Here is a 22,935-nt window from a genome sequence, read left to right as displayed (position 1 = left end):
TTTTTTCTTTTGCCGTCGTCCGGCAGCACGAACCTATTCCAATCATTTATAAGGCTGTTTCACGATTTAAGCGATGTATAGCCCAGCCGAAGCTGATACTTCCCATTGCTACAAACAGGATAATTACGAAAAGCATTTCACTGGCTACAATAGTTCCATCCAGCAATAGAGAACGCAGCGCATTGATAATGTGGGTAAAAGGATTGAGATTAACGATCACCCTCAAAATTCCATCAATACCCTTTGCCGGAAATAGTGCCGTACTAAGAAAGAATAGAGGCAGCACGATTGCGTTCATCACCGTTTCGTAAACAACTTCGTTAGGGAGAATGAGGCTAATTCCATACGCCATTCCTGATATAAAGAATGCTGCCAAAAACACCAGCAAGATAGCCAGTAGAAATGTCCAAATACCAGCAGAAAATTCTACGGAAAATAAAAGGCTGATAGCTCCCATAATGAAAACTTCAATGAATGTACATAGCACTGCTTCTAAAAGCTGTCCCAAAACAATGGAAGATCGACGGACAGGGGCAATCAAAATACGGTAAAAGCTGCCGTCCGCTTTCATCATGTAGTTCATTATTCCACCGCTGCTACAAGCGGAAAAACTCACCAATACAATAAGGCCGGGTAAAATAAAGCCTGTATAATTGCTAATCTCTGTTCCCTGCATGGTTTGAGAGGCAACCGCACTATAAAGAACCAGCCAAAGGATCGGCTGCAAAATCGTCACAACAATAGTAAAAGAATTATGAAACCGCCATTTGACATTTCGCTGTAAAATTGTAAAAACACTCATGCACAACCCTCCCGTCCATCCTGTGTCAGCCGAATAAACACATCTTCCAATGTGGGCTGCACAATTTCAACTCCAATCAGCGGAATGTGATGCTCCAAAAGGAAAGTCATTAAATCCAGCATATCGGAACGATCATCATTTGAGTTACATAGGACAGAGGCGTTTCGCACAGAGAATGTTTGAGAAGATTGCCGCTGCTGTAAAAGGGGAAGGTATTTTTGGGCGTCCTCGTTGGTCGCAAATTTTACTTGAATAACATTTTGCCGAAGCACCGATTTTAAGGTGTCCGGGCTGCCCTGTATGACTTCTTTCCCGTCTTTCATAATGCAGATAGCATCACTTAGCTGATCTGCTTCCTCCAAATAATGCGTTGTTAGAAAGATTGTTGTTCCAAAATCGCTCCGAATTTTTTTCATCATATCCCACATTGCCATGCGTGACTGAATATCCATGCCGACAGTAGGTTCATCCAAAAATAAGATACGCGGATTGGACATCATGTTTAGCGCTATATCCAAACGGCGCTTTACACCGCCAGAATAAGAAGATACAGGATATTTTCGGTATTTACCCAAATCAAAATCTGCAATCAGCTTTTCCATGCGCTTCTGTGCATCTATTTTCGGGATTTTATATAAGCGGCTCTGAAACATCATGTTTTCCTCTAAAGAAAGGTAGGTATCAATGGAAATATGCTGTGATACACAGGCGATTTCAGAACGGATTGCCGCCGCTTCGGTATAAACATCCTTTCCGAGCATGGTGATCTCGCCAGCCGTGGGCCGCAGATATGTTGTCAGTATGCAAATGAGTGTTGATTTGCCTGCTCCGTTCTGCCCCAGCAATGAAAAAATCTGTCCTTCCTTGACTGATAGACTGAGCTGATCTAACGCCTGCACACCATTCTTATATTTTTTTACCGCTTTGCTTACTTCAATAGCGTACATGGTACTTAGTTCTCCTGAATGGGAAATTGAATTTCCGTGATATACTTGTCTGGATTTCCTTTCAAAAACATTCCGGGGCCTTTAATGAAAACTTCCCGGAAAGGCGGACACAGCTTCAACTTGTTTTCCTCCGCATAACCGTCAATCGCAGCATAAGCGGATGTCAGCGTTTCATAGGAGCCAATGTGTGTGACACACACAGCCTTTATCCGGGGCAGCTCTTTTACTTCAATGCCATTTCCCGCAGGGGTGGCCTCCGTCGGCACACAGAGTTCCATATCGCCTATCTTTGTTTCAGGGTTCATTGACAAATAGCTGAAAAACGGCGCTCCGTTTGTTTGCCCGCGGATCGACTTGAACACATTGGGAAACACTTTGTTTGCTTCGGGGGCAAAACCCTTGTACTTGATATAAGCCACACGCACAGGCTCTATTTCTCTGATCTCAATTTGGTATTCCATGTTAATTCTCCTTTTCTTTTTTCACAGCGATCCACACTTCGGAATGACCGCACTGGATTGTTTTGTTTTGGATTGGATATACTTCGATGTCCGGCAAGCCCGCATACTCATATCCCGAAAAAGGCAGCCATTCCGTATAAAATCTTTTGAATACTGATTGGACATTTTCTTTGAAATATCCGTCGTTTTCAAAGACCACCCATGTTGATGCAGGGATTTCATATTCGCACATTCCATCAGGCGCCTTACTGCTGCTGGATGCTGCGATATAGTAAAAGATATTTTGGGGGTTTTCATATACGCTGATACCTAAAATCCCATTTGGCACAGCATTGTTTAGTGTACACAAATCGGAAAAACTGCTATCATTCAAGGTGTGTTCCCAGAAAAGAGGTACATTTTTCTGGTTTTCTTCCATATCGTCAACTAATTTCATGCGGATGCCGACAATGCGAAAAGCAGGCTTCTCTATTATGTGATAGGACATAGCACTCCCTCCTGAAACTTTTACGGAAAATCGAATTGGCGGGTAAGCGTTTAGAATTGCCCCTTTCTCCTTGGCTGCGATTGGAGAAATCCCATGTACAGATTGAAACGCTCTATTAAAAGAAGTCGGTGAAGCATACCCATATTTCAAAGCAATATCCAGCACCCTTTTATCTGTCCCTTGTAATTCAAAGGCCGCTTGTGTCATTCTGCGCCTGCGGATATATTCTGCCAACGATATACCGGCAACATAAGAGAAAATCCGCTGAAAGTAATATGTTGAGCAACACGCAATCCGGGCAACCTCGTCAAACGATATTTCCTGATCTAAGTGATTTTCAATGTATTCAATGGCCTTACTTAGATTGTTTAACCATTCCATTTCTTGACCTCCTTGCATATAGCATACAGCAAAGAAAAATTATATTCCTCGCCGTTTCTGCTCACTTTGGTAAACTAACGATAGCGTATTATTTTTTTCTTTTCAAGAGGAACATGAATTATAAAGTTTAATCCACCTGCATATAGCAACATTACATTGGACAAATATGAATTATACAATGTAAATGGGTGATGTTATATGGCGAAAGTAGAAGATTGCCCCGGCTTTGAAACTTTCGGCGCAGATGTAAAAGCTGCGCCGAAAGCCCGGCGTCTGGCGCGTAAGGCGCTGGCGGAAATGGTAGGTATTGAGTGGCGGTATCTCGCCAACATTGAGAATAAAGGGACGATCCCCAGCCTCCCGGTCGTGATCCAGCTTATCAAGACCTGCGGGCTTCCTGTGGAACGGTATTTCAATCCCGAAGTGCTGCGTTCGGAAAGTGAGCAGCGCCAGCGGGTCGGTCACAAGCTGAAACTGTGTCCCGAAGAATACCTGCCGATCATCGAGGGCGCGATTGACGGGGCTATTAAAATTGAACAGCCAAAGAAGAAAGAAACGGGGGATGCCTGAAAACCATCCTCTGTTTTCTTCTGTTTGCGGGGACGCGGAAGCGTCCTTTATTTTTTTGCACTTTTTTCCGGGGAAGTCCCTGTTTTGCGGGTAGTTTGGAGCTTTCCGAATGTACTTATAGCGGAGAAGAACAAAAACAGCAAGCATAGGAAGTGTAGCCACACTTCCGAAAAACGCACCGTCCCGCCCCTGCGGGCCGTCCGTTTTGCTTGTTGGGGAAATCCCCAAACCCCTTTGCCGGAAAGGAGCGTGAAACGCAATGGCAAACCGAAAGCGTCAAATCGTGCTGCGCGTCCCGGTAACGCCGGAAGAACGGGCCTTGATCCAGCAGAAAATGGCCCAGCTCGGCACAAAGAATTTCTCGGCCTATGCCCGGAAAATGCTGATTGACGGGTATATCATCCACATGGACACCAGCGACATCCGGGCGCAGACTGCGGAGCTGCAAAAAATCGGCGTCAACGTCAATCAGATTGCGCGGCGTATCAACAGTACCGGGGCTGTGTACGCGCAGGACGTTGAGGACATCAAGGGGGCGCTTGCACAGATATGGCAGTTACAAAGATCCATCCTATCAAGGTAAACTTGAAAGCGGCCCTTGACTACATCGAAAACCCGGACAAGACGGACGATAAAATGCTGGTATCGTCCTTTGGCTGTTCCTATGAAACGGCGGATATTGAATTTCAAATGCTGTTAGATCAGGCGTTCAAGAAAGGCAACAATCTGGCCCACCATTTGATACAAGCGTTTGAACCGGGCGAAACTACGCCGGAGCAGGCCCATGAGATCGGGCGGCAGCTTGCCGACGAAGTGCTGCAAGGGAAGTACCCCTATGTGCTGACTACCCACATAGACAAGGGCCACCTGCATAACCACATCATTTTTTGTGCCGTGGATAACCTGTGCATTGGCTCCTTACATTTAGGCGTAAAAAAAGCGGCCCGCCGGTTGATCGGCGGGCCAAATCCTTACCTTATGCAATTTTATACCGTGCCCGCAGGTGAAGGGCAAAGACCATTACCGCCCCCAGCGCCCATACCACATAGGTCCACACCATATCCTTGCCGGAAAACTCATAGGCCATGGTAGCAAAAATAAATCCCCATACAACGGACAGAGCTCCACCGATCAGCCAGAAGCCGGGGCGGGTGCGGTGAAGCAGGAGAAGCCCCAGCAGGACAGCAATGCCAACCACAACCGCCAGTGCAGGATGAACGCCTAAAAGCCCGTGGGAAAGAAATCCCGCCAGGATTGCCAGCGCAATGCTGTCAAAAACAATGATGTTTCCAAAAAACAGCCCAATCACCGTCACAATCAGTCCAATTCCAATACCGATCAACAATTCTATGCCAACGGCCAGTAAAGCAGCGCCCATACGATAGCCTCCCTTCTCAAAAACAGGTTTCTCCTTCTATGAAAATTCTACCGCTCCGGGGTACAGGAAAGCAACCGCTTTTTTGAATGTTCATGGAATGTTTGTAAATTCCGTCAGCAGCTTTTTTACAATTTCCCATAGCCCATCCATGCGGGATTGCAGATCTGCAATATCCGCCCCATAGATACTTCCGGTTTCATGGGCCTTCCGTGCGTACTGGTTCAGATTGTTGGAGCAGATACGCAGCAGCCGGGTCAGCTCCCGGACTTCGGACAGATCCAGGTTAATCACATATCCGTCAATCGCCATTTTACGGATAAAGGCAGAAGTATTCGTGATACCGGTCTGCGCCATGCGTTCCCTGATCTTATCCATTTCCTTTTCGGAAATCAAAATGTGAATCTGGGCGCTGCGTTTTTCTTTTGGGGCCTTCATCGCTGGGGCTGTTCCTTTGTCTTTTTGTTATGAGCCGGGCGCGGAGCATTTGCGGCGGCCTCTTTCAGAAAGTGGGTGACAGAACGCTTTTCTGCCGCAATCATTTGATCCAGGTGATTTTCAAACACGCCGGGTATAAAGTTATGCCGGTATTCCTGTTCGCTTGCCAGAATCCCGCGCAGCAGGCCCGGAACAGCCGGCTCCAGCCGGAATTTCTCGGCTTTGCCAAATTGGGCGTGAAGGGACAGCTTATGCTCATGGTAATACGCATAGCGAAATTCCATTGGCTCGCTCTGGCCTTCAAACTGGACGGTCACGGACGCAGCGGGAAGGGCGGTCCGTTCAATATGCTCCGCCATAGCCCTGTAATCCTGCGTATAGAGATTTCCCTTGATTGCAGCGCCTTCCATGCCGGTGATCTCCACCGTGTACGCAAGGATCGTATCACGGGTATCTTTGTAAAATTGCCAGGTGTAAAACGCATCGGAATCCCGGATAAAAACATCCCGCTCCCGAAAGCACCATGTACCGGAAGGGCGGGACATCCAGTACAGAGGGGTGCGCTCCGGGTGCTTTGTTTGAGCGATACGCTCCATGCTGCCCACATCAAATTCAAAATCGGATTGATAATGCTTTGTGTTCCGCTCCATCACAGAGCGCAGGCATTGTTCCACATCCACATTTTCAAATTTCAGCTTCAAGCATTAAAGCCCCCTTTCCGGCGGGGAAGGCTGAAAACCATGGGCCTCGTGCTCCACACGGTCTGCCCGCAGCTTTTCCATGATCGAAGGCTTCTCATTCGGCAGCGTTTCCGGAGCCAGCTCCTTGACTTCTTCATGGGTCTGCCCATCGGTAAGGTCGGCCCGAATTGGCGGGTCGTTATTCACAATGCCGTCAATCATGTTGTAGTTGCCCTTTTCGCCCTCCAGGTCCAGCTCCGCATTGCGAAGATAGTTTTCCGGCGCCTGAAAGGGCTGTCCCGCAAACAGGATTTCCCGGCGCGGGGTGAATTGCTGCAGAACACCTTCCCGCAGGCGGGCAAATTCCATATACTGATCCATCGTCAGCCCCCGGTCCAGCATTTCTTCCTGTGAGTGCGACCAGCCTTCCCCATAGAGGAAATAATACATTTCCGGCATATCGCTCACAAAGCATAAAGAGCCGTCCCGGTTATCATAGCTTCCCGGCTGGCCTGGGGTAAAGGAATAGCGTTCCTCCCGGCCAAGATATACCTTATTGTCAGCGGCAAGCATGGCGACCATATTGGCATAGTTGCTGTGTACCGCAGAACGGATCTCCACAACCGGGTCCGCCTCTGGCGCCATCTGCCTGCCGGGGATCTCATTATGTTTTTCTGCCACCTCATTTCTCGGCACACGGTCCACCGGACCGACAGCTTCCATATCCGGCTGAGAGGGCGGAACCCTTACAGCATTTGGTTCCGGTTCTTTCTCTTTGACAAAGTAACGGACATTGACCGTTGCCTTACGGTTCAATTCCAGGGCATAAGCCTGGGCCGCCTCCAGGGATTCAAATTCCAGAGGGCGGCCATCTTCTTTGCACCATGCTTCCGCATGGCCGAACATAGAAGCGGCACTTCTTACCGCCCAAACTCCATATACATGTTCCATTTCGCATCCTCCTTATCGTTCCGGCTCCTTTGCCGCCTTTTTAGGGGCAGCCGTTTCCGTGGCTTTACCATTTTTAAGCTGCTGCCGGATAGAATGAGGCCGCTCGACCTCCCGGTCAGCCGAAGTGATGTTGACGTATTCCCCTATAATGCAAAGTGCTTTATGATAGCTGTCACAGGAAAATACCCGGTCTGCCATTTCCTTCGCCTGGTCGGGCATCCCATGGGATTTCAGAGTGCGGGAAGCAATACCTACCAGGTTGAAAATATTCCCGTCCTGGCCGATCAGCGGGCAATCCGGCTTTTCTGGCACTTCCTGCGCCGGTTCATGGCCCAGGCGGTTGTCGATATAATCGGACAGCCAGGTGCCGCCGAAGGTATCATGGGTTTGCAGACGCCACATAGCAAGTTTCCCTATATCCAGCTTGACATCCTCAAAAGGGAACAGCAGACAGGTAAGGCCCTCATTTTGGAAAACGCTCACATGGGTAAAAGTGGTTCCCTCTAAAAGAATCCCATCCTGTGTCAGCAGGTCATTGATCCCTTTGACCCACTCGCCAGGCTCACCGCCGCATCCCTGCAGGATAAGCCCTTCTTTATCCTCCATACGGCGAAGATCTTCCACCGTGATATTCTGAATTTCCATAGATTCCTCCTGATTTGAAATCGTCTTGTTATGCGTCAGGGAAAGGGCTTCGTAAAGCGCCTGTTCCCACTGTCTGCCAAATCCCCGGACCACTGTATCGGGAAGCGCGCCGTTGCGCTGAAACATTTCTAATGTGTCAAACGCCCGATTGAACAGAAAAATGTTTTGGGCGTCCACATTCGGGGCAAAATGAATGACTCCCGCGGGGTAGCTCTTTCCAGTACCCACCCAACCGCGCACAAAATCATCAAAGCCACTTCTGATTCCGGCTTGGGCCAGATCATCGGCATGGCTGCCGGGCAACCCTCTTGTTTTCCCGTACTGCTGGCCCAAAACCAGAATACCGGTCTTGGGATTATACATAAATCGCCGGTTTGAAATATCCTGCATATCAAAAGCCTGCACCGTCACATCCAGCTTCATCATTGCGGGGACTATCGGCACGACTTCAAGTTTCTGCTTCTCCGTATCATCACCTCCCGTCAGTTTCTTTCAGTTGGCTCATTACAATGGCTGGACGGACCCAAAGCCGCTGAAATTTTCTCCATTCACTGTCTACAATGCCTTTTTCATCCCGGTAGAGCATGGCATAGGGAATAAACCCGGCTTTCCAGGCATCCCGCAGGCGCTTTTCTGCCGCCTCCATGGTATCGCCCCGATAGCCGATCAGGACATAACAGCAGGCTTTATGCGATTTTCTCTCAAACCCTCCAGCCTGCAAAAGTCGTCCGGCCTCCACAAGCGGCTCATAGTCATCCGGGGTATCATAGGCAAAATACATGCGCTGTGTCCTGGATTCCCGCAGGAGATCCACATGCCAGGGACGAAGAAGGCGGGCCTCCAGCCCGCCCGTAAAGATTGGACGATCTTTCTGTCTGCCCAGCATTTCAAATACCGCTTCAATATGTTGCCGGGAGCAGGCCAGAAGGTTATCATCCAGCACAATATTTCCTTCGGTGATCGGCAGCTCCCGAAGCCTTCCGCCTTCCCGCCGGGGGACGGAACAGAACCAGCAGCGGTTGGGACAGCCCCTTGAAGTGATAACATAGCCCTTTTTCAGATACATCCCCGGCACGAAGTCATCGCCAGGCATATTGAAGGCGGGGCCGCCCATGTGGACAGGAACTCCCAGCTTCATCCACTGTTCGGCAAGCTGGCACGCCTTCTCCATGTCATAGGTAAAGGCCACAGAAACATGCACTTCTTCCATATCCGGCAGGCCGCCCTTTGGCGGCGGTCCGGTAAATGCCAGAGGATCATCCGGCGTTGCTTTTGTACGGCGTGGAAATACACGCGCAATCTTCAAATACACATCCCTCCTAAAAGTTGATTTTCGGCCAGTTGCATTTACCTTTTGTCCGCAACTTAACCTTCCTATTGAGGGGCAGAGTATAAATCTCTTGCCGCCTATAAAAGCATGGCCGGAAAGCCTTATAAATCAAGCCCCCAAAAGGCTAAGTTGCAGACATATCATCCCTTGTGCTGGCGAATCCGGCGCTTGCGCTTTTTATCCGCGTCCCGTCTGGCCCAGATCCGGCAGGCATCAGAGCAATATGCCTGGCTGGTGGTGGGAAGATACAGCTTCCCGCATACCGGGCATTTTTTCTGGCGTTGGGAAGTATCGTTTCCCGTCAGAACTGCTTCCAGCGCCGGTTCAACCGGCAGCACAGACCGCTCAAAATACCGGCAAAGGCAGCCGGTCCACCATTTATGAAGCATATAGCAAGAGCAGTCCAGGGGAAGGCAGAGCTTTTCCCGCTCGTCATAGTTGGCGCATAAGCCTGTTACCAGCCTTCGGATCGCTGCACGCTCGGAGCGGGTCAGCTCCCGCGGCGGGCCGGTCATTTCTTCCGTCCCCGCTGCTGCGGAAATTCCAGCTTATAATTCACATACTTTTCGCCTGTATCATCCAGCACCACCACGGCGTCATAGGTTTTGCCGGTTTTCTCACTGAAAAGTCCGGACATGGAAACGCGGCCCTCCTTTAAGAGCGCCGCGGCAACGGTTTTTGTTAAGGTTTTCTTTTTACTGGAAAAGAACCGGTTTTCTTTCCAGAGAGCAAAGGCGCAGGCTCCATTTTCACAGAAGAAGCCTTTCTTCCCCTCATAGACAGCGCCGCCGCACCGGGGACAGGTGCCGACAGCTTCCCGATTGGCTGCATTTTTGCTTCCGAACAAAGAGGAATAGGCAGGATCAGGGGCGGTGTTTTGTCGGATTAGGTCACGGATCAAACCGGCAATCCCTTCCATAAAAGCGTCAGCCGTCATTTCTCCGCGTTCCACCTGTTTCAGCATGGACTCCCATTCTGCCGTGAGCGCCGGGAATTTTATCACATCGGGCAGGACAGCAATCAGGTTGACGCCCTTATCCGTAGGCAAAAGCTGTTTCTTTTTCCGCTGGACAAATCCCGTGGACACCAGCTTTTCCAGTGTGGCGGCACGGGTGGCCGAAGTGCCCAGTCCTTTCCGCTCGGCGTCCTCCGGCATATCCTCCGTACCGGCTGTCTCCATAGCCGCAAGCAAAGAATCTTCGGTGTAGTGCTTGGGCGGGTTGGTTTTGCCTTCCCGAATCGTGGCGGCAGCCTTTTCAAATCTCTGTCCTTCTTTCAGCTCCGGCAGACGGGACGTATTTTCGTCGCCGTCCTCCGGCTGTTTTTGTTTCAGGCTGGCACGGAAAGCATGTTCAATGCCTTTCCATCCCTCATGCAGAATCGTTTTCCCTTTGGCGGTAAATGTATGGCCCTCGGACTCCAAAACTGCCAGCACTGCCTCAAAGCGGTGGGGCTGTGCGGTAGCGCAGAGAAGGCGGCAGGCAAGGAGCAGCAGGACATCCCGCTCACCGGCAGGCAAAGAGGACAAATCAGTGCGGGCCATCTCCACTGTGGGGAGAATGGCGTGGTGGTCCGTTACCTTGCTGTCATCAATGATCCCTTCCAGCTCCGGCGCCGTGGTGCTGTCCTTGCCAAAAGGCATATTCTGCCAAAGCCACAGAGCCAGAGAGCCAACCGTTGCCTGCATATCCGCTGTGATATACTGGCTGTCTGTTCTCGGATAGGTCGCCAACTTTTTCTCATACAGGCTTTGTAAATAATCAAGGGTCTGTTGGGCAGTAAAGCCATACAAGCGGTTGCACGCCCGTTGCAAGGTAGTCAAATCGTAAAGGCGGGGCGGCTGGACAGTCTTTTTCTGCCGCTCCACTTTGCAGACAACGGCAGGCTTTCCATCACAAACTGTCTGTATTGCCTCCGCAGCCGCTTTGTCCTCCAGCTTCTCCCCGGCAGCGGTAAACCCTCCGCAGGTGAGTTCCGGCACATAGAAAGGTTTGCTTTGGAAAGAGCGGATCGCATCTTCCCGCTGGACGATCAGCGCCAGTGTCGGCGTCATTACACGGCCCACATTCAAGGTATCGCCATACAGGACAGAGAAAAGGCGGGTGGCGTTAATTCCCACAAGCCAGTCCGCACCTGCCCGGCAGAGCGCCGCCTGGTAAAGCAGGTCATAATCGGCGCCGGGCCGCAGGTGTTCAAATCCATCACGGATAGCGGCGTCCTCCATAGAGCTGATCCAAAGCCGGAGGATGGGTTTACTGCACCCGGCCTGCTGATAGACCAGCCGGAAGATCAGTTCCCCTTCCCGGCCGGCATCGGTAGCGCACACCACGGCGTCCACACGTTTATCCTCCATCAAACGGCGCAGGACGCCAAGCTGCTTTTTCTTATCCCTTGCCACATCATATTTCCAATGGGCGGGAAGGATAGGCAGATCCGCATACCGCCATTTGGCGTACTGCTCCCCATAGGCTTCCGGCTGGGCCAGCTCCACCAGATGGCCCACGCACCAGGACACCAGCCAGCCGCCGCCTTCCAGATACCCGTCCTTTTTCTCCTTTGCTCCCAGCACCGCGGCCAAAGATTGGGCCACGCTGGGCTTTTCGGCTACCACAAGTTTCATTCGTCCGAACCTCCCTCTTTATCAAAGAATTTTGTAAACTGCTCGTCTGCCTGCCTTCCGGCCTGCAGCAGACACATCAAAGTTACGCCTGCGATTGTGCCAAGCGTGAAAGACAGAAAATGTGATACTGCGCCCCACATGTGCCGCACCTCCTTTGAATTCTGAATATGAAAAAAGCGCAAAGGGATAAGAACACCTTTGCGCCAGGGTTATATAGCAAAACGCCGCAGAAAGGATCTGCGGCGTAAATTCATAGTATTTAGTTTTGGTTGACAAATTAGGATTTATCAATCATATTTTTCGATATTTATAGTAGCAATCGCAGATTGATTTGGTTCACCAGTAACAAGGTCTTGCGGTGCAGGTACTAACATCATAAAACCGTCTTTTCCATACCGTCTTTCATAGCCTTGTGCGTATTTCTTATCAACAGAAATATGTTGCACTTGTCCGATAACCATAGCCGTAATTCCGGCTCCGCTTAAATCCTGTGCCGTTTTTAAAGTACATTCCATGTTAATAAAAGCCTCTTGGATAACTGGTGCATGAATTGTCTTAGCATTGGAAAGATTAAAATGTCCTACTTCAAACTCATCCGTTTCAATATCATTGTGATTGATTGTGTCTACCAAGTTATCATAATAGCTTATTGGCAAAAAGTTAATACAAAAGCATTTTTCCCTTTTAATGTTGGCATAAGTATGAGTGTGCTGATATAGATTTCCCATCACAGCAAAGAAAGCAGTTTTATCTCCATGAAAACAACTCCACGAATGAAAACAGATATTCGGTTTCCCGTTTTCTTTCCATGTGGTAATTGCAAATAAAACCGTTGGTATTCCTGCGGTTACTTCAAAATGTGAAAACAATTCAAATTCTTCTGGATATGAGGGTTTGAAATACTGCGGAAAATCTTTCCCAATCTCTATTTTCATTACGACACCTCCTACAAAAATTCCAATTTGTCCACTTATATTTCTTATTTTACCACACTGGCAAATTCTTATCTACCCGAGGCGTTCCTGAAATATCCAAGATTTATCATGCTTTCAGGAAGATACGGCCCCACAGGGACCTCCCGCATTTCTTTTTTCTGGGCATGGACCATGCGGATTGTGGACACCGTGCCACCGTTTTCCCGTCCATCATAGACAGCGATCACCCGGTCCGCCTGGTCTACCATATAGCGGTTGCGCTTCATGTAGACATTGGAAGCCCATTCCTCGCTTACAATTTCCACCTTTGCACATGCCTCAAGCATTGCCCTGGTCCGCTCGTCCTCCATCAGCCGCTTATAGCGGTTGCGGTACGGAATCGCCGCCTCCAGGCGCAGCGCCGGATTTTCTTTGGCCTTTTCCAGAACAATCCCGGCAAATAGCTGATCTGCACCGTCAGCAAAGCCGGAAATGAAATAGGTATAGCCGTCCGCAATAGCTTTTTCGATTTCGCGCCGCAGACCTTGCTCTGCCTGCTCCATATATTCAGCGGGAATTTCCCGGTGTCCGGTTACTCCGCATACTTTTTCTTTCATGTTGCATCCTCCCTTTCAGATGATAGTTGAAAACTACCATACCTCTTATTTTAATAGGTTATATTTAGCGTGTCAACTCAAATACCCCTTTTCATTTAGCGAATAGAGCCAGCCTGTAAGGTACAATCTATTATAGAATGGGAGGTGACTATGGTGTACGAAGATTTTGTCCCGGAAAGGCTGGCAAAATTGAGGATGCAGAAGGGTGTTTCCGCACGGGATATGTCGCTGTCGCTTGGGCAGGCCAACAATTATATCAACAACGTGGAGAATAAGAAAACGCTTCCTTCTATGCAGTCCTTCTTTTATATCTGCGAATACCTGGGCGTGACACCGCAGGAATTCTTCGATGAAGGCAATCCGAATCCTACCGCCTTAAACGAATTTATCGCAGAGGCAAAGAAGCTGGATTCCAAAGCGATGTCCTACATCCTCGGTATTATGAAAGAACTGAATAGCAAAAAATAGAAGTGGTCAGTCACATATAAGGGAGGCTGGCCACTTTCTATTTTAGGCTTCAAGATTACAAGGTATAAAACAACTTGAAATCGTATTTTGCTCCCGGATATAACCAATATTATATAAGATTAGTTACATCTGTATAGTATCTACGCTTTGTCTTTAAGTTACTCACCAAAAATGTTTACATTAAGCCAAAAAGTTATTTTCCCGTGCTGCCAAAAGCGCCCGCGCCGCGTTTTCCGCCCAGGTCATTCACGAAATCCGCAATCACCACAGGCATGATGATAAGCTGCCCGATCCTGGAATCTTTCGGAAGCGTCCGGGCCTCATTTCCCACATTGCTGACAATGGCGTGGATCTCGCCCCGGTAGCCGGAATCCACAGGGGGCAGCTCGCAGACCACCCCTTTTGCAGCCAGGCTGCTCCTGGGAAACACATAGGCGGCATAACCGTCCGGCACCTCCAGGCCAAAGCCCAGCGGAATTTTAGCAATCCCGCCAGGCTCCAGAGTACAGTCAAAGGGCATATAGACATCCGCCCCGGCGTCATTGGCGTGGGAACGGAGGGGACGGTGGTTCTCCGGCAGCCCAAAATCAATGATCTTGATTTTCACTGGCCGCCTCCTTCCAATGCTGCGGGATAGTCCTGGCGCAGCAGGGCAAGAGGCAACGCCCCTTTTTCGCACGGGCAGCCGCAGGACATATCTTTTTCCCGGCAGCCCTCCCGCTGGCAGAAGGGGCCGGTAAGCTCCGGGCTGAACAGTTCCGGGTCCAGCGCATACAGTTCCACCCATATTTTCAGCAGGACAAAGCGTGTTTCATCCGTATTGCGGCGGCAAGTCCGCTGGCCGATCATGTGCTTCCACTGATAAGGCGTGGCGCTGATAACCAGCACATTGCGAAGGCTCTGCGGGGCAAGATACCCTGCGGTATCCCTGGAAATCCCGCAGGCGCCTATATCCGCATAATGCTCCATGGCAGCCCGGCACTTTTTCAGGTAGAAGTCATGCACCCACTGGCTTGCCGTCAGGATCTCATAAGGCACCACAAAATCGGCCTGCCCCGCATAATTGCTGTACTGCAAAGAGGCGCTGATAAACTTGACCTCATTTTGGTGCCGGGTGATCTGTGCCAGGAAACGCCTGCTGGCTCCCACAACCGCCACCGTGATAACCGAAAACTTCTGTACGGCAGGGTGCGGCAGAGAGGCGATTCGTTTGACCGTATCGGCAGTATAGGCTTTCTCATAAAGGGCCAGAAGATCATCCATGGAATGAATCGCATGACCCCGCTGGGTAAGTCTTGCCGCAAACACCATGTTTTTTTCGGCTTCCTGTACTGCGGTGCAGTTCAAAATTTTAGTTTCAATCTGATTGATGTTCCAATTCCTCCTTTATCACAGCTTTTAGTAAAAACAGATAGTTAAGGCTGTCGGTGATCTTTTCCTCCCAGACAGCCAGCTCAAAAGTTTTTCGGTCCGTAAAGCACATATCATAAATGGAGATGATGTGCTTTGCCATCATACCGGCGAGTGCCCGCTGGGGCGTTGCGTGCTGCAAAGCCGCAGCCGACTTAAATGCTCCCAGCCGGTCCGTATCATCTCCAGTATATTCCTTGGTTTTCTTCTGCAGCGTGTCGGCACAGAGCTTCACCTGCTCGTCAAATACGGCGTTAACTTCCGTTTGGGTAATATAGCATCCCTCCTAACTGAAAACAGCCGACTGGATTTTTCCAATCGGCTGTGAGGCATATCGTTTATTTATTTATAATGGTATAGTTGGTGCTTCTGCCTTTTCCATTCTGCTTTAGCAGATTGCTTTTTACCAGCTTTTTCAGGACTCTGGCAGCGGTGGAGATACTCACTTCGAGCAATCCCATGACTTCATTTCTTGTAACAGCACCATGTGTCCGGGCATATTCCAACACTTTTTCTTCTCCGTCACTTAATGGTGCGACAACAGGAGTATTCGCGGGTGGCTCTGCTGGAAGCACAGATTCAGTGCCTTTTTCATATTTGGCGTTAATATTCGGCAGTATGATCTTAAAGGCATTTTTTGTGGTTTCAATCACGGGCTTTTCCGCCATGCCTTCGTATGCTTTCATAATTTTTCCCATTCCGGTACCATAAGCCTCAATCAAATGTAAACGATAAAACACATTCGCAAGATCCTGGTTTCGGCATACGGAAATACCTACCATAATATCTTCCAGGTCAATTCCCGGCATCAATCCGCCAATGGACACAAATTCAATCCTGTCCGCGTAAATACTGATAAGTGCGCTGGCACTAAAGGAATAATCCCGGTGGACCAGCAGATTCAGCAATGCTTCCCTGACAGCGATTTCAGGGTAATCCCGGACATCAATCCTTAGCAGTTTCTCTATGGTTGCACGGGTCTGATTGCGGAAGTCAATAAAATCATACACTTCGTTCATCTGGTGCAGCAGCGACCCGCTAAATTCCCGGCGGTCCTTAAATACCGTTTGGTCTGTCCCCTGGAAAACGGCAACCTTAATCGTATGGACGCATTGGTCGGACAGAAGCAGCCCTAAATTGCTATAAAGGTTATCCTGATCGACCAGCTTCAAAGTACGCATTTGCTGCGGGCCAAATTCTACATTCCGAAGATCAAATTCTTTTTTTGCAGCTTCAAATGTGAGTTCCTGGTTCAGAGAGCGCATGGCTTCAAAGCGGTCCCCATCCGTTTCTTTAATCATACGGCGGATTGCCGTATCGGTGGCCGGAACCGAGGAATAACCCTGCCTGACATATACGCCTTCTGGACGCATCCCCTTTTTTGCAAGATAATAAGGCCGGTCTGTTCCTCGCTGAATATCCACAGCAACAATTTCTTTTCCATTTTCTTCAATAGTCTTGTAATGCACGAACATTGTTACATCCGGCTTGATGGCATCCCGTACCATATTGCTGATTTGCAAAGATACACTGTCCGGGTCATCCACTCCGACTACCGTGCCGTCATCCTGGACGCCAATATACAGTTTTCCGCCGTCACAGTTAGCAAAAGCAATGATTTCTTTTTTGATTTCGTCCACAACAACTTCTTTCAGTTCTATGGTCTCACTTTCCCGAAAAAGCATACTGCCATCTCCTTCATTCTTATTACCGCTCCTATTATAGCAAATCGGTTCAATCGTGTCAATGAGACTGAACCGATTGTGAACCGATTATGAACCGATACTTTTATGGGATTCACGAAAACGGGTGCATTGTAGCAGCCTTTTAACACAGAAAATGTGCCTTTTCGCTTATAATATTGTCATATCCAATCGTTTCTATTCAGTTTTCTAACCAGGCAGTGACACGATTGAACCGATAAATAACACCATAAGAACCATATCGAAATTGCGTGCTGTTGATTTGTCCCGAATAATAAATAACATTCGGGACAAATCACAAATATCATTCAACGGATTCAATACGGTATTCGTTGTGTTTTATGCGCTCGGCAGATAAATCTAATCGTACATCAGGCGCACACTGGTTTTGTCCTCCCACGGGTCAGTCAGAAGGCGCACTTAGAATAAACCGTGCGCTTTTCCTCATTGCCAATGGTATCTCTGGCTAAACTAAATTGTGATTTTGGTTTAGCCGGAATATTTGCCACAATTCAAGTGGCTATTCTAACCAATCTAACCATCATTGTTAACGGGTGGTTAGATTGATGGTTAGAAAAAAGAAGCAGATCACATATTTTACGCCGTAGGCAGGTACACCCAATCGTGCATCAGGCACACGCTGGGTTCGTCCTCCCGCGGGATCAGCCGGAAGGCGCACTCGGAATACACCGTTCGCTTATCCTCAAATTCCATGTTGTAGGCTTTATAGAACCGGTATTCCAGGTTGGAGATCACGCACCGGAGCATTTGAAGGGCCTCCCGCTGGGAAGTGACAATACAATCCCGGTCAATGCTCCGTTTCAGGGCCAGCAGGGATTTATAAAGCTGCACCTCCGTCCGGTAAGGGCGGGCATACCGTTGATCCAGCCAGCCGCAGAAGGCCACCGGGCCGCTCTCGACCACATGCGCCTCCGGGTGGTGGAAGCCGTAGCTGTCCAGGTTGGCGGTATTCAGAAGGTAGAGCATTTCTTTCAGCTCCGCGCTGGGCATATCGTAAAACCGCAGCATGGAGCGGTAGAGATGGACATATCCGGGAATGGGAACAATGTTATTTACCATTGCAAATCCTCCATATATAGAGATGGGCGCGGGAGCAGCCGGCATCCCGCGCCATCTTCTTAAAATCTGTTATTCAGTTACAGCTACCAGCCTGCCCATGACGATAAAGCGGTCAGCGCCGCCATTGGTACAGGTGGAAAGGGTCAGCACCTTGTCGCTGGAAGTGACGGAAACGCCCGTTTCGATCACAGAACGCTCCTGCATTGCGGAAAGCCAGGTCGTATAAGCGCCGCTGTCTTTCCATTCCAGCGCCCAGGGAGAAGTTTCGCTGCCGGATTCCTCCGGGCTTGCCACAAATGCGGAAAACACCTCGACCACATAGCCGCCCTCCGGCGTTACCAGGTACATTTCCGGGTGTTCGTCATAGTAAGCCTGCGCTTTGTATTCCACCAGCGTGGAGAACATGGAGCCGTCCCGCATGTTGTGCCCATAGATGATCGTGTTGTTGTCGGAAAAATCCTCCGCGTTTTCATAGTCGATGAACAGACAGCCCACCTTGTTTGCCGTACCGTCATACAGGTGTTTCAGGTAGTAACTGTTATCCTCGCACTGGGCCACCGGGTACTGAATGACCGTGCCGGGAAGCTCCAGCCATGCCTTGACATCCGGCCCCTGGGCCAGCAGGCTTTCAAAGTCCACCGTGGGCAGAGAAATGGAGGAAGCGCCGGTTTCCTCCGGCGCCTCCACAGTTCCATTTTCCCCGTCTGTTTCAGCCGGGGTGACATATTCCGAAAGCCCGGCATAGGTATCGGCGCTTTCCTTGTACTGGCCGATCTCCCGCGCCAGCATAAAGCCGCTGCCCACTGCCATGGCAATGCAGATCAGAAGCACACCCGTTGCCGCTTTGCGGCGTCCGGGGCTGGCCTTCTGGCCCTTTTTCTTGTAAGCGCACAGGAAAAGGGCAACGCCGCTGCCGATCACCGCCGCGCCCAGCACGCCGATCCAAATATACAGGTTATAATCATCGCCTGTCTGCGGGACCGGCTTAGAAGGATTGGAAGGCGTTGTCGGGTTATCCGGGGTATCTGGCGTATCAGGCGTTTCCGGGGTTTCTTCCTCCGGCTTTTCATTGAAGAAGCTCACCTCGGCGGTTTCATCGGCCTTGATCTCCACCGTGGCGCCATCCGGGATGATATAGTCCTCGCTGGCCTTATTCTTAACCTCGGTCACAGTGTATTTGCCCACGCGCAGCCCTTCGATCAGGATGATACCGTCCTCCGGGCTTGTGAAAGTCTCGCAGTAGGTGCCATCCTCACTTTTCACCTCAAAGGCAAAGCCGTCCTTGCGGCCATCGCTGGAATCTTTTGTGATTTTCAGGTTGCCGCGGTAAGCCTCATTCACAAATCCGCGGCCAGCCTCACCATTTTCCACAACGACAACCTGCCCGTCCGTGGTGATCTCAAAGTAATAAGCATTGGGGTCCAGCTTGTGGCCTTCCGGGGCAGTTTTCTCTTTGACAAAATAGCCCTTTGCCAAGAGGCCGCTCATTTCATGGAACCCCTCATCGGTTTCCGTCAGCTCCCCGATCAGGGCATCGCCTTCATCAAACGCCTTATCGCCGTTGGTGTCCTCATAAAGCTCAAAGACAGCGCCGGGCAGCCGGTGGAGGAATGGATTGTCCGCAGTGTCCTCGCCGGTATCATCAGCGGCGCTTTCTTCCGCCTCGCCAGCCTCATTTTCAGAAATGTTTTCCCCGTCCTCCTGGATAGACTTCAATTCGTCCACAGCCTCGGTCTTGATAACCTGCACCGTACCGTGGATCAGGGTATTGTCGATCTCAATTTCAATGGTCTGCCCATCGGTGCCGATATAGATATGGTGCTGTTCCGGGCTGATGGAGTACAGGACCGAAGGGCTGGCAATCTCCTTGATGATCCAATGGCCGAAAGGCACATCCTCAAAGGAGAAGGCGCCGTTTTCCCCGGAAGTTGTCACAAGAAGGGCATTTTCTTCTGTAAATTCTTCCGTGCCGGGAGCGAACAGGCCGATCAGCGCGCCCTCCAGGGTAAGGTCCTCACCGCCTTCGGGGTCCTCGCCGTATTTCACACCGTCAATACGCCCGCGGATCATCTCGTTGGAAATGGCCTCGCCGTCATTGACCGCAATCGTAACCAGGCCGGTTTCCTGCCCGGCATACGCAAAGACTACCGGGTACTGCTGATCGGAAAGCAAAAATGCCTCATTGGTGGTGCGCTCCTGGACATAGAAGCTGCCAAAAGGCAGGTCGGAGGCAAAGGCCGCCGAATACTGGCCGGGCGCGTCCTCTACCGGCGCAACCGCCACGACTTCCAGAAGCCCGCCTGCGGGAATCACGCTGCCATCCAGGGCAGTCAGATCCTCAGAAGCGTACAGGCCAAAGGAAATATCCTTGTATTCCTCGCCAAGCCCAATGTCAAAGGTTTCGTCTGTTTCCAGGGATTTCAGAAGGTCGATCTCTACCTTCTGGCGTTCATCATAAAGACCGATGGCTGTCTGGGTAATCTCTACTTCCTGACCGGCATAGGTAAGCTCGGTATAAATCGGCGTGGGATCCAGCACCATGCCCTCCGGCGCCTGGCGTTCCTCCAGACGGTAGCGGCCCAGGTATTGCGGTTCGCTGACCGCCGTCCCATCCTCCCCGGTGGTAAGGGTAGCGACTACCGTATCTTTTGCCACCCGCAGCGTGCCGTCACCGGTATAAATATCTTCATCGGCAATCAGGTCATACACGGCGCCGGGCAGACCAACCACTTCATAAACGGGCTGATAGAAGCCATCATTTTCCTGCACGCTGGCAAAAACCTCGCCGGATTTGCTGATGGTGAGCTGGGCTTTCTGCGGCTGATTGTACTGTACGACGGTAACAACCGCCTCGGAACCATCTACTGTGAAAGGCACCGGCTCATCAGAAAGGACGTACCCTTCCGGGGCTGTCACCTCATAAAGCTCAAACGCATGGGCGGGCAGCGGCTCCGGCAGCATCAGCCAGCCTTCATCCGAAGTGTAAAATACGTCAATGGTTTCAGGGTTGGGATAGTAGATTTCCTGGCTGATAAATTCGCCGGTGGTAAGGTCCTTAATACAGAAGCCCGTACCGGCCATAGGAATGATCTCCCCGGTTTCCGCGTCCCGTTTTTCCACACGCACCCTGGCAGTAATGGCGTCATTGTTCAGGATATAGGAGTAGGTCTTTCCGTTCTCGCTGATAAATACTGTGAAATCCGGTACAAAGGCTTTATCGTCCTCGCCAGCGGTCTGGTGGACGGTATAGCGGCCATAGGGCATATCCTTGGAGGCGGCAAAGCCGTCCGCATCCGTTGTCAGGATGTCCCGCTCGCTTTCTGTGGCATTTTCATAGCTGCCCGCGCTTGTCAGATAAACTTCAAAAACAGCGCCTTCCTCCGGCTTTTCCACCATACCGGCATTGGCGTCGTCATTGTGTTCCTCGTCCGATACATCCGGGTCCGGGTCATCGGTATGCTTCACAAGCTGGATATTGCCGCGGATCACCGTTTCCGGTAGCGTATTTTCTGTGGTATTCAGCTCGATTTCATAAAGGGAAGGAGAAGCGCCCACCTCATGCACCGTTTCATCCAGCAGGTAGCCGGGGCTTGGGGAAATCTCCTGCAAGGTCCAGTCATCCCCGCAAGGATAGTAACCGGTGACAAAGCTGCCGTCCGGCCCGGTGGTGAAGGTATCTACCAGCTCCCCGCCTTTATACAGGCCATAGACGGCCCCCGCAAGGGAAGCGTCCCCCTGGGCCTCGCCGGTTTCCGCATCCACTTTGTGGCCTTCCACACGGAACTTCTTCAAAATGTTGGAAAACTGGACGCTGGCGGTCTGGCCGCTCTCAATGGTGATATACTGCGAAGCAGGCGTTACATAGCGGTCAATGGGCTGCTCGGTCACAAGATAGGTGCCGGGCAGAAGGTCCAGGGACACCATGCCGTCCGCGCCGGTGACAACCGATTCCTCCACACCGTTGCCGCTGATGGTAAAGGGAATCCCCTCAACAATGCCGTCCTCGCTGGTCTTTACGATCTTTGCCTTGCCATAGGTTTCCGTCTTGATCTGCATATAGAAGGAAACAGGGTCTTTGGCGCCCGTCATCATGGTCTGCCAGCCCTCGCGCCCCCAGATCAGCATGGCCTCACCGATAGGCACATTTTTGCGGAATTGGAGCGCCACCGGGGATTCCAGCATTTCCTTGCTGGTAAAGGTGTAGCTGTTGCCGCTGCGGGTCACGGAGATCCCGCTTGCAGTAAGGGCCTCCAGGTCGATATTTAAGTTGTTGGCATCGGTCAGCGTCAGGGTATAAACCTTTGCGTTGGAATCCCATTTCAGTTCATGCACCGGGGCGCTTTCCGCAGTAGCACCGGCAAAAGAAGGAATGGTGGAATGGGAAGCGATCTGGTTCAGAATCCAGTAATAGACCTGTTCGGCAGGCCGTCCCTGCACAATGCGGAAGAAGGTGTTTTCCGCGACACTTCCATTGTCGTGGCGGCTGGTGGCGTCGCTGCGGAGCTGCTGCTGGTATTCCCAAATGATACACTGCGCCGCCATATACCAGTCGTCGGCATTGATACCGGCCATGGGGAGCGAAGCCCCAGGCTGCCAGCCATACAGGGAGGCCAGCATGATCCCGCGCCGGGAAGCCTCCGGCAACTGGTTGAAATACTGGCTGTTATCCGTCTGCTCGGAATAATAGCCATCGTCCGAATCACCGAACCGGATGCCGCTCTCAATGCAGTACACCCAGCGGAAGCCGCCGCCATCCGTGTTCAGCACATAATGGCGGTAGGCCACATTCCCGCCGTGATACGAATAGGAAGTGGAACCGTCATCATGGTAGGTCATCGTGTAATAACCCGAAGGGGAATAATAGGGCTGGCCGTCAGAGCTGATGACCGTATCGCCATAAGCGGAGCTGGCCTGCTGGCCTTCCGAAGCCGCAAACGCGCTGACAGGCAAGATCCCTACCAAAAGCAGCAGACAAAGAAAACCGGCCAGAAGCCGGGAAAGGCCATGGCCGCGCATAGATTTTGTATTCAAGCTATAATCCTCACTTTCATAAAAT

The 22,935-nt window shown here is 50.7% G+C and carries 24 protein-coding genes and 1 pseudogene; 4 read left to right on the top strand and 21 right to left on the bottom strand.

The window, feature by feature from the left end; all coding sequences use genetic code 11:
• Positions 1–46 precede the first annotated feature (46 nt).
• Genes ODJ80_RS04945 through ODJ80_RS04930 form a run of 4 tightly spaced genes read right to left on the bottom strand, consistent with a single transcriptional unit; the run spans position 47 to position 3,078 of the window.
• The gene (locus ODJ80_RS04945; protein ID WP_263041163.1) at positions 47–802 is read right to left on the bottom strand and encodes an ABC transporter permease; all 756 of its coding nucleotides are present in this window, start codon (positions 800–802) and stop codon (positions 47–49) included.
• Positions 799–1,749, bottom strand: coding sequence for an ABC transporter ATP-binding protein (locus ODJ80_RS04940; protein WP_263041162.1), 951 nt, complete (start codon positions 1,747–1,749; stop codon positions 799–801). The genes ODJ80_RS04945 and ODJ80_RS04940 overlap by 4 nt, the downstream gene beginning before the upstream one ends.
• A gap of 5 nt (positions 1,750–1,754) precedes the next feature.
• Positions 1,755–2,210: a GyrI-like domain-containing protein gene (locus ODJ80_RS04935; RefSeq protein WP_263041161.1), complete on the bottom strand. Its 456-nt coding sequence runs from the start codon at positions 2,208–2,210 to the stop codon at positions 1,755–1,757.
• Position 2,211: 1 nt separating this feature from the next.
• Positions 2,212–3,078 carry an AraC family transcriptional regulator gene (locus ODJ80_RS04930; protein WP_263041160.1) on the bottom strand — a complete coding sequence of 289 codons (867 nt, stop codon included), beginning with the start codon at positions 3,076–3,078 and terminating at the stop codon, positions 2,212–2,214.
• A gap of 198 nt (positions 3,079–3,276) precedes the next feature.
• On the opposite strand from ODJ80_RS04930, the gene ODJ80_RS04925 reads away from it, so the two are divergent.
• The 3 genes and pseudogenes from ODJ80_RS04925 to ODJ80_RS04915 form a co-directional block, all read left to right on the top strand.
• Positions 3,277–3,648: a helix-turn-helix transcriptional regulator gene (locus tag ODJ80_RS04925; RefSeq protein WP_263041159.1), complete on the top strand. Its 372-nt coding sequence runs from the start codon at positions 3,277–3,279 to the stop codon at positions 3,646–3,648.
• 259 nt (positions 3,649–3,907) lie between these two features.
• Positions 3,908–4,231 carry a plasmid mobilization protein gene (locus ODJ80_RS04920; protein ID WP_263041158.1) on the top strand — a complete coding sequence of 108 codons (324 nt, stop codon included), beginning with the start codon at positions 3,908–3,910 and terminating at the stop codon, positions 4,229–4,231.
• Positions 4,198–4,548, top strand: a pseudogene (locus ODJ80_RS04915) (relaxase/mobilization nuclease domain-containing protein); the annotation flags it as partial. The gene ODJ80_RS04920 and the pseudogene ODJ80_RS04915, both read left to right, overlap by 34 nt.
• A 76-nt stretch (positions 4,549–4,624) precedes the next feature.
• Here the strand turns inward: ODJ80_RS04915 and ODJ80_RS04910 are convergent.
• The 11 genes from ODJ80_RS04910 to ODJ80_RS04860 form a co-directional block, all read right to left on the bottom strand.
• Complete coding sequence (locus ODJ80_RS04910; RefSeq protein WP_263041157.1) at positions 4,625–5,026, bottom strand: hypothetical protein; 402 nt, start codon at positions 5,024–5,026, stop codon at positions 4,625–4,627.
• A 90-nt stretch (positions 5,027–5,116) separates the two neighbouring features.
• Positions 5,117–5,461 (bottom strand): MobC family plasmid mobilization relaxosome protein, encoded by a 345-nt coding sequence (locus ODJ80_RS04905; RefSeq protein ID WP_263041156.1) that lies wholly within the window; start codon positions 5,459–5,461, stop codon positions 5,117–5,119.
• Positions 5,458–6,162 carry a hypothetical protein gene (locus tag ODJ80_RS04900; protein WP_263041155.1) on the bottom strand — a complete coding sequence of 235 codons (705 nt, stop codon included), beginning with the start codon at positions 6,160–6,162 and terminating at the stop codon, positions 5,458–5,460. Before ODJ80_RS04900 ends, ODJ80_RS04905 begins: the two co-directional genes overlap by 4 nt.
• Positions 6,163–6,165: 3 nt before the next feature.
• Positions 6,166–7,092, bottom strand: coding sequence for a DUF4316 domain-containing protein (locus tag ODJ80_RS04895; protein ID WP_263041154.1), 927 nt, complete (start codon positions 7,090–7,092; stop codon positions 6,166–6,168).
• Between the two features lie 12 nt (positions 7,093–7,104).
• Complete coding sequence (locus ODJ80_RS04890; protein WP_263041268.1) at positions 7,105–7,737, bottom strand: hypothetical protein; 633 nt, start codon at positions 7,735–7,737, stop codon at positions 7,105–7,107.
• A 472-nt stretch (positions 7,738–8,209) separates the two neighbouring features.
• Complete coding sequence (locus ODJ80_RS04885; protein ID WP_263041153.1) at positions 8,210–8,947, bottom strand: hypothetical protein; 738 nt, start codon at positions 8,945–8,947, stop codon at positions 8,210–8,212.
• A gap of 260 nt (positions 8,948–9,207) precedes the next feature.
• Positions 9,208–9,582: a cysteine-rich VLP protein gene (locus tag ODJ80_RS04880; protein WP_087225168.1), complete on the bottom strand. Its 375-nt coding sequence runs from the start codon at positions 9,580–9,582 to the stop codon at positions 9,208–9,210.
• A complete protein-coding gene (locus ODJ80_RS04875) occupies positions 9,579–11,687 on the bottom strand; it encodes a type IA DNA topoisomerase (protein ID WP_263041152.1) in 2,109 nt (702 codons plus the stop codon). The genes ODJ80_RS04880 and ODJ80_RS04875 overlap by 4 nt, the downstream gene beginning before the upstream one ends.
• Entirely contained in the window at positions 11,684–11,827 is a 144-nt protein-coding gene (locus ODJ80_RS04870; protein ID WP_087242977.1) for a DUF3789 domain-containing protein, read from the bottom strand. The genes ODJ80_RS04875 and ODJ80_RS04870 overlap by 4 nt, the downstream gene beginning before the upstream one ends.
• A 147-nt stretch (positions 11,828–11,974) precedes the next feature.
• Complete coding sequence (locus ODJ80_RS04865) at positions 11,975–12,622, bottom strand: flavin reductase family protein (protein ID WP_106788233.1); 648 nt, start codon at positions 12,620–12,622, stop codon at positions 11,975–11,977.
• Positions 12,623–12,690: 68 nt separating this feature from the next.
• Positions 12,691–13,218, bottom strand: a complete 528-nt coding sequence (locus ODJ80_RS04860) for a DUF1273 domain-containing protein (protein ID WP_263041151.1) — start codon at positions 13,216–13,218, stop codon at positions 12,691–12,693.
• Positions 13,219–13,371: 153 nt separating this feature from the next.
• On the opposite strand from ODJ80_RS04860, the gene ODJ80_RS04855 reads away from it, so the two are divergent.
• On the top strand, positions 13,372–13,686 hold the full coding sequence (locus tag ODJ80_RS04855) for a helix-turn-helix domain-containing protein (RefSeq protein WP_087180141.1): 315 nt from the start codon (positions 13,372–13,374) through the stop codon (positions 13,684–13,686).
• Positions 13,687–13,879: 193 nt separating this feature from the next.
• Here the strand turns inward: ODJ80_RS04855 and ODJ80_RS04850 are convergent, their stop codons facing one another.
• From ODJ80_RS04850 to srtB, 6 genes are all read right to left on the bottom strand, one after another.
• Positions 13,880–14,293 (bottom strand): dUTP diphosphatase, encoded by a 414-nt coding sequence (locus tag ODJ80_RS04850; protein ID WP_263041150.1) that lies wholly within the window; start codon positions 14,291–14,293, stop codon positions 13,880–13,882.
• Positions 14,290–15,033, bottom strand: coding sequence for an FAD-dependent thymidylate synthase (locus tag ODJ80_RS04845; protein ID WP_442863892.1), 744 nt, complete (start codon positions 15,031–15,033; stop codon positions 14,290–14,292). Before ODJ80_RS04845 ends, ODJ80_RS04850 begins: the two co-directional genes overlap by 4 nt.
• Before the next feature lie 10 nt (positions 15,034–15,043).
• Positions 15,044–15,331 (bottom strand): hypothetical protein, encoded by a 288-nt coding sequence (locus ODJ80_RS04840; RefSeq protein WP_263041149.1) that lies wholly within the window; start codon positions 15,329–15,331, stop codon positions 15,044–15,046.
• 103 nt (positions 15,332–15,434) lie between these two features.
• Complete coding sequence (locus ODJ80_RS04835) at positions 15,435–16,781, bottom strand: RNA-binding domain-containing protein (RefSeq protein WP_263041148.1); 1,347 nt, start codon at positions 16,779–16,781, stop codon at positions 15,435–15,437.
• A gap of 615 nt (positions 16,782–17,396) precedes the next feature.
• Positions 17,397–17,879: a hypothetical protein gene (locus ODJ80_RS04830; RefSeq protein ID WP_087180097.1), complete on the bottom strand. Its 483-nt coding sequence runs from the start codon at positions 17,877–17,879 to the stop codon at positions 17,397–17,399.
• Between the two features lie 69 nt (positions 17,880–17,948).
• A complete protein-coding gene (srtB, locus tag ODJ80_RS04825) occupies positions 17,949–22,910 on the bottom strand; it encodes a class B sortase (RefSeq protein WP_442863891.1) in 4,962 nt (1,653 codons plus the stop codon).
• Positions 22,911–22,935: the final 25 nt, after the last annotated feature.

The sequence above is a fragment of the Acutalibacter sp. LFL-21 genome (assembly GCF_025630755.1).
Classification (GTDB): Bacteria; Bacillota; Clostridia; order Oscillospirales; family Acutalibacteraceae; genus Acutalibacter; species Acutalibacter stercoravium.
Note: the sequence above shows the minus strand (reverse complement) of the source record. Positions and strands in the feature narration are given on the sequence as shown.

Bases quoted from the DNA above. Each gene is read 5' to 3' on its own strand.
- ODJ80_RS04945 (WP_263041163.1), bottom strand. From the start codon at position 802: ATGAGTGTTTTTACAATTTTACAGCGAAATGTCAAATGGCGGTTTCAT.
- ODJ80_RS04940 (WP_263041162.1), bottom strand. From the start codon at position 1,749: ATGTACGCTATTGAAGTAAGCAAAGCGGTAAAAAAATATAAGAATGGT.
- ODJ80_RS04935 (WP_263041161.1), bottom strand. From the start codon at position 2,210: ATGGAATACCAAATTGAGATCAGAGAAATAGAGCCTGTGCGTGTGGCT.
- ODJ80_RS04930 (WP_263041160.1), bottom strand. From the start codon at position 3,078: ATGGAATGGTTAAACAATCTAAGTAAGGCCATTGAATACATTGAAAAT.
- ODJ80_RS04925 (WP_263041159.1), top strand. From the start codon at position 3,277: ATGGCGAAAGTAGAAGATTGCCCCGGCTTTGAAACTTTCGGCGCAGAT.
- ODJ80_RS04920 (WP_263041158.1), top strand. From the start codon at position 3,908: ATGGCAAACCGAAAGCGTCAAATCGTGCTGCGCGTCCCGGTAACGCCG.
- ODJ80_RS04910 (WP_263041157.1), bottom strand. From the start codon at position 5,026: ATGGGCGCTGCTTTACTGGCCGTTGGCATAGAATTGTTGATCGGTATT.
- ODJ80_RS04905 (WP_263041156.1), bottom strand. From the start codon at position 5,461: ATGAAGGCCCCAAAAGAAAAACGCAGCGCCCAGATTCACATTTTGATT.
- ODJ80_RS04895 (WP_263041154.1), bottom strand. From the start codon at position 7,092: ATGGAACATGTATATGGAGTTTGGGCGGTAAGAAGTGCCGCTTCTATG.
- ODJ80_RS04890 (WP_263041268.1), bottom strand. From the start codon at position 7,737: ATGGAAATTCAGAATATCACGGTGGAAGATCTTCGCCGTATGGAGGAT.
- ODJ80_RS04885 (WP_263041153.1), bottom strand. From the start codon at position 8,947: ATGGAAGAAGTGCATGTTTCTGTGGCCTTTACCTATGACATGGAGAAG.
- ODJ80_RS04880 (WP_087225168.1), bottom strand. From the start codon at position 9,582: ATGACCGGCCCGCCGCGGGAGCTGACCCGCTCCGAGCGTGCAGCGATC.
- ODJ80_RS04875 (WP_263041152.1), bottom strand. From the start codon at position 11,687: ATGAAACTTGTGGTAGCCGAAAAGCCCAGCGTGGCCCAATCTTTGGCC.
- ODJ80_RS04870 (WP_087242977.1), bottom strand. From the start codon at position 11,827: ATGTGGGGCGCAGTATCACATTTTCTGTCTTTCACGCTTGGCACAATC.
- ODJ80_RS04865 (WP_106788233.1), bottom strand. From the start codon at position 12,622: ATGAAAATAGAGATTGGGAAAGATTTTCCGCAGTATTTCAAACCCTCA.
- ODJ80_RS04860 (WP_263041151.1), bottom strand. From the start codon at position 13,218: ATGAAAGAAAAAGTATGCGGAGTAACCGGACACCGGGAAATTCCCGCT.
- ODJ80_RS04835 (WP_263041148.1), bottom strand. From the start codon at position 16,781: ATGCTTTTTCGGGAAAGTGAGACCATAGAACTGAAAGAAGTTGTTGTG.
- ODJ80_RS04830 (WP_087180097.1), bottom strand. From the start codon at position 17,879: ATGGTAAATAACATTGTTCCCATTCCCGGATATGTCCATCTCTACCGC.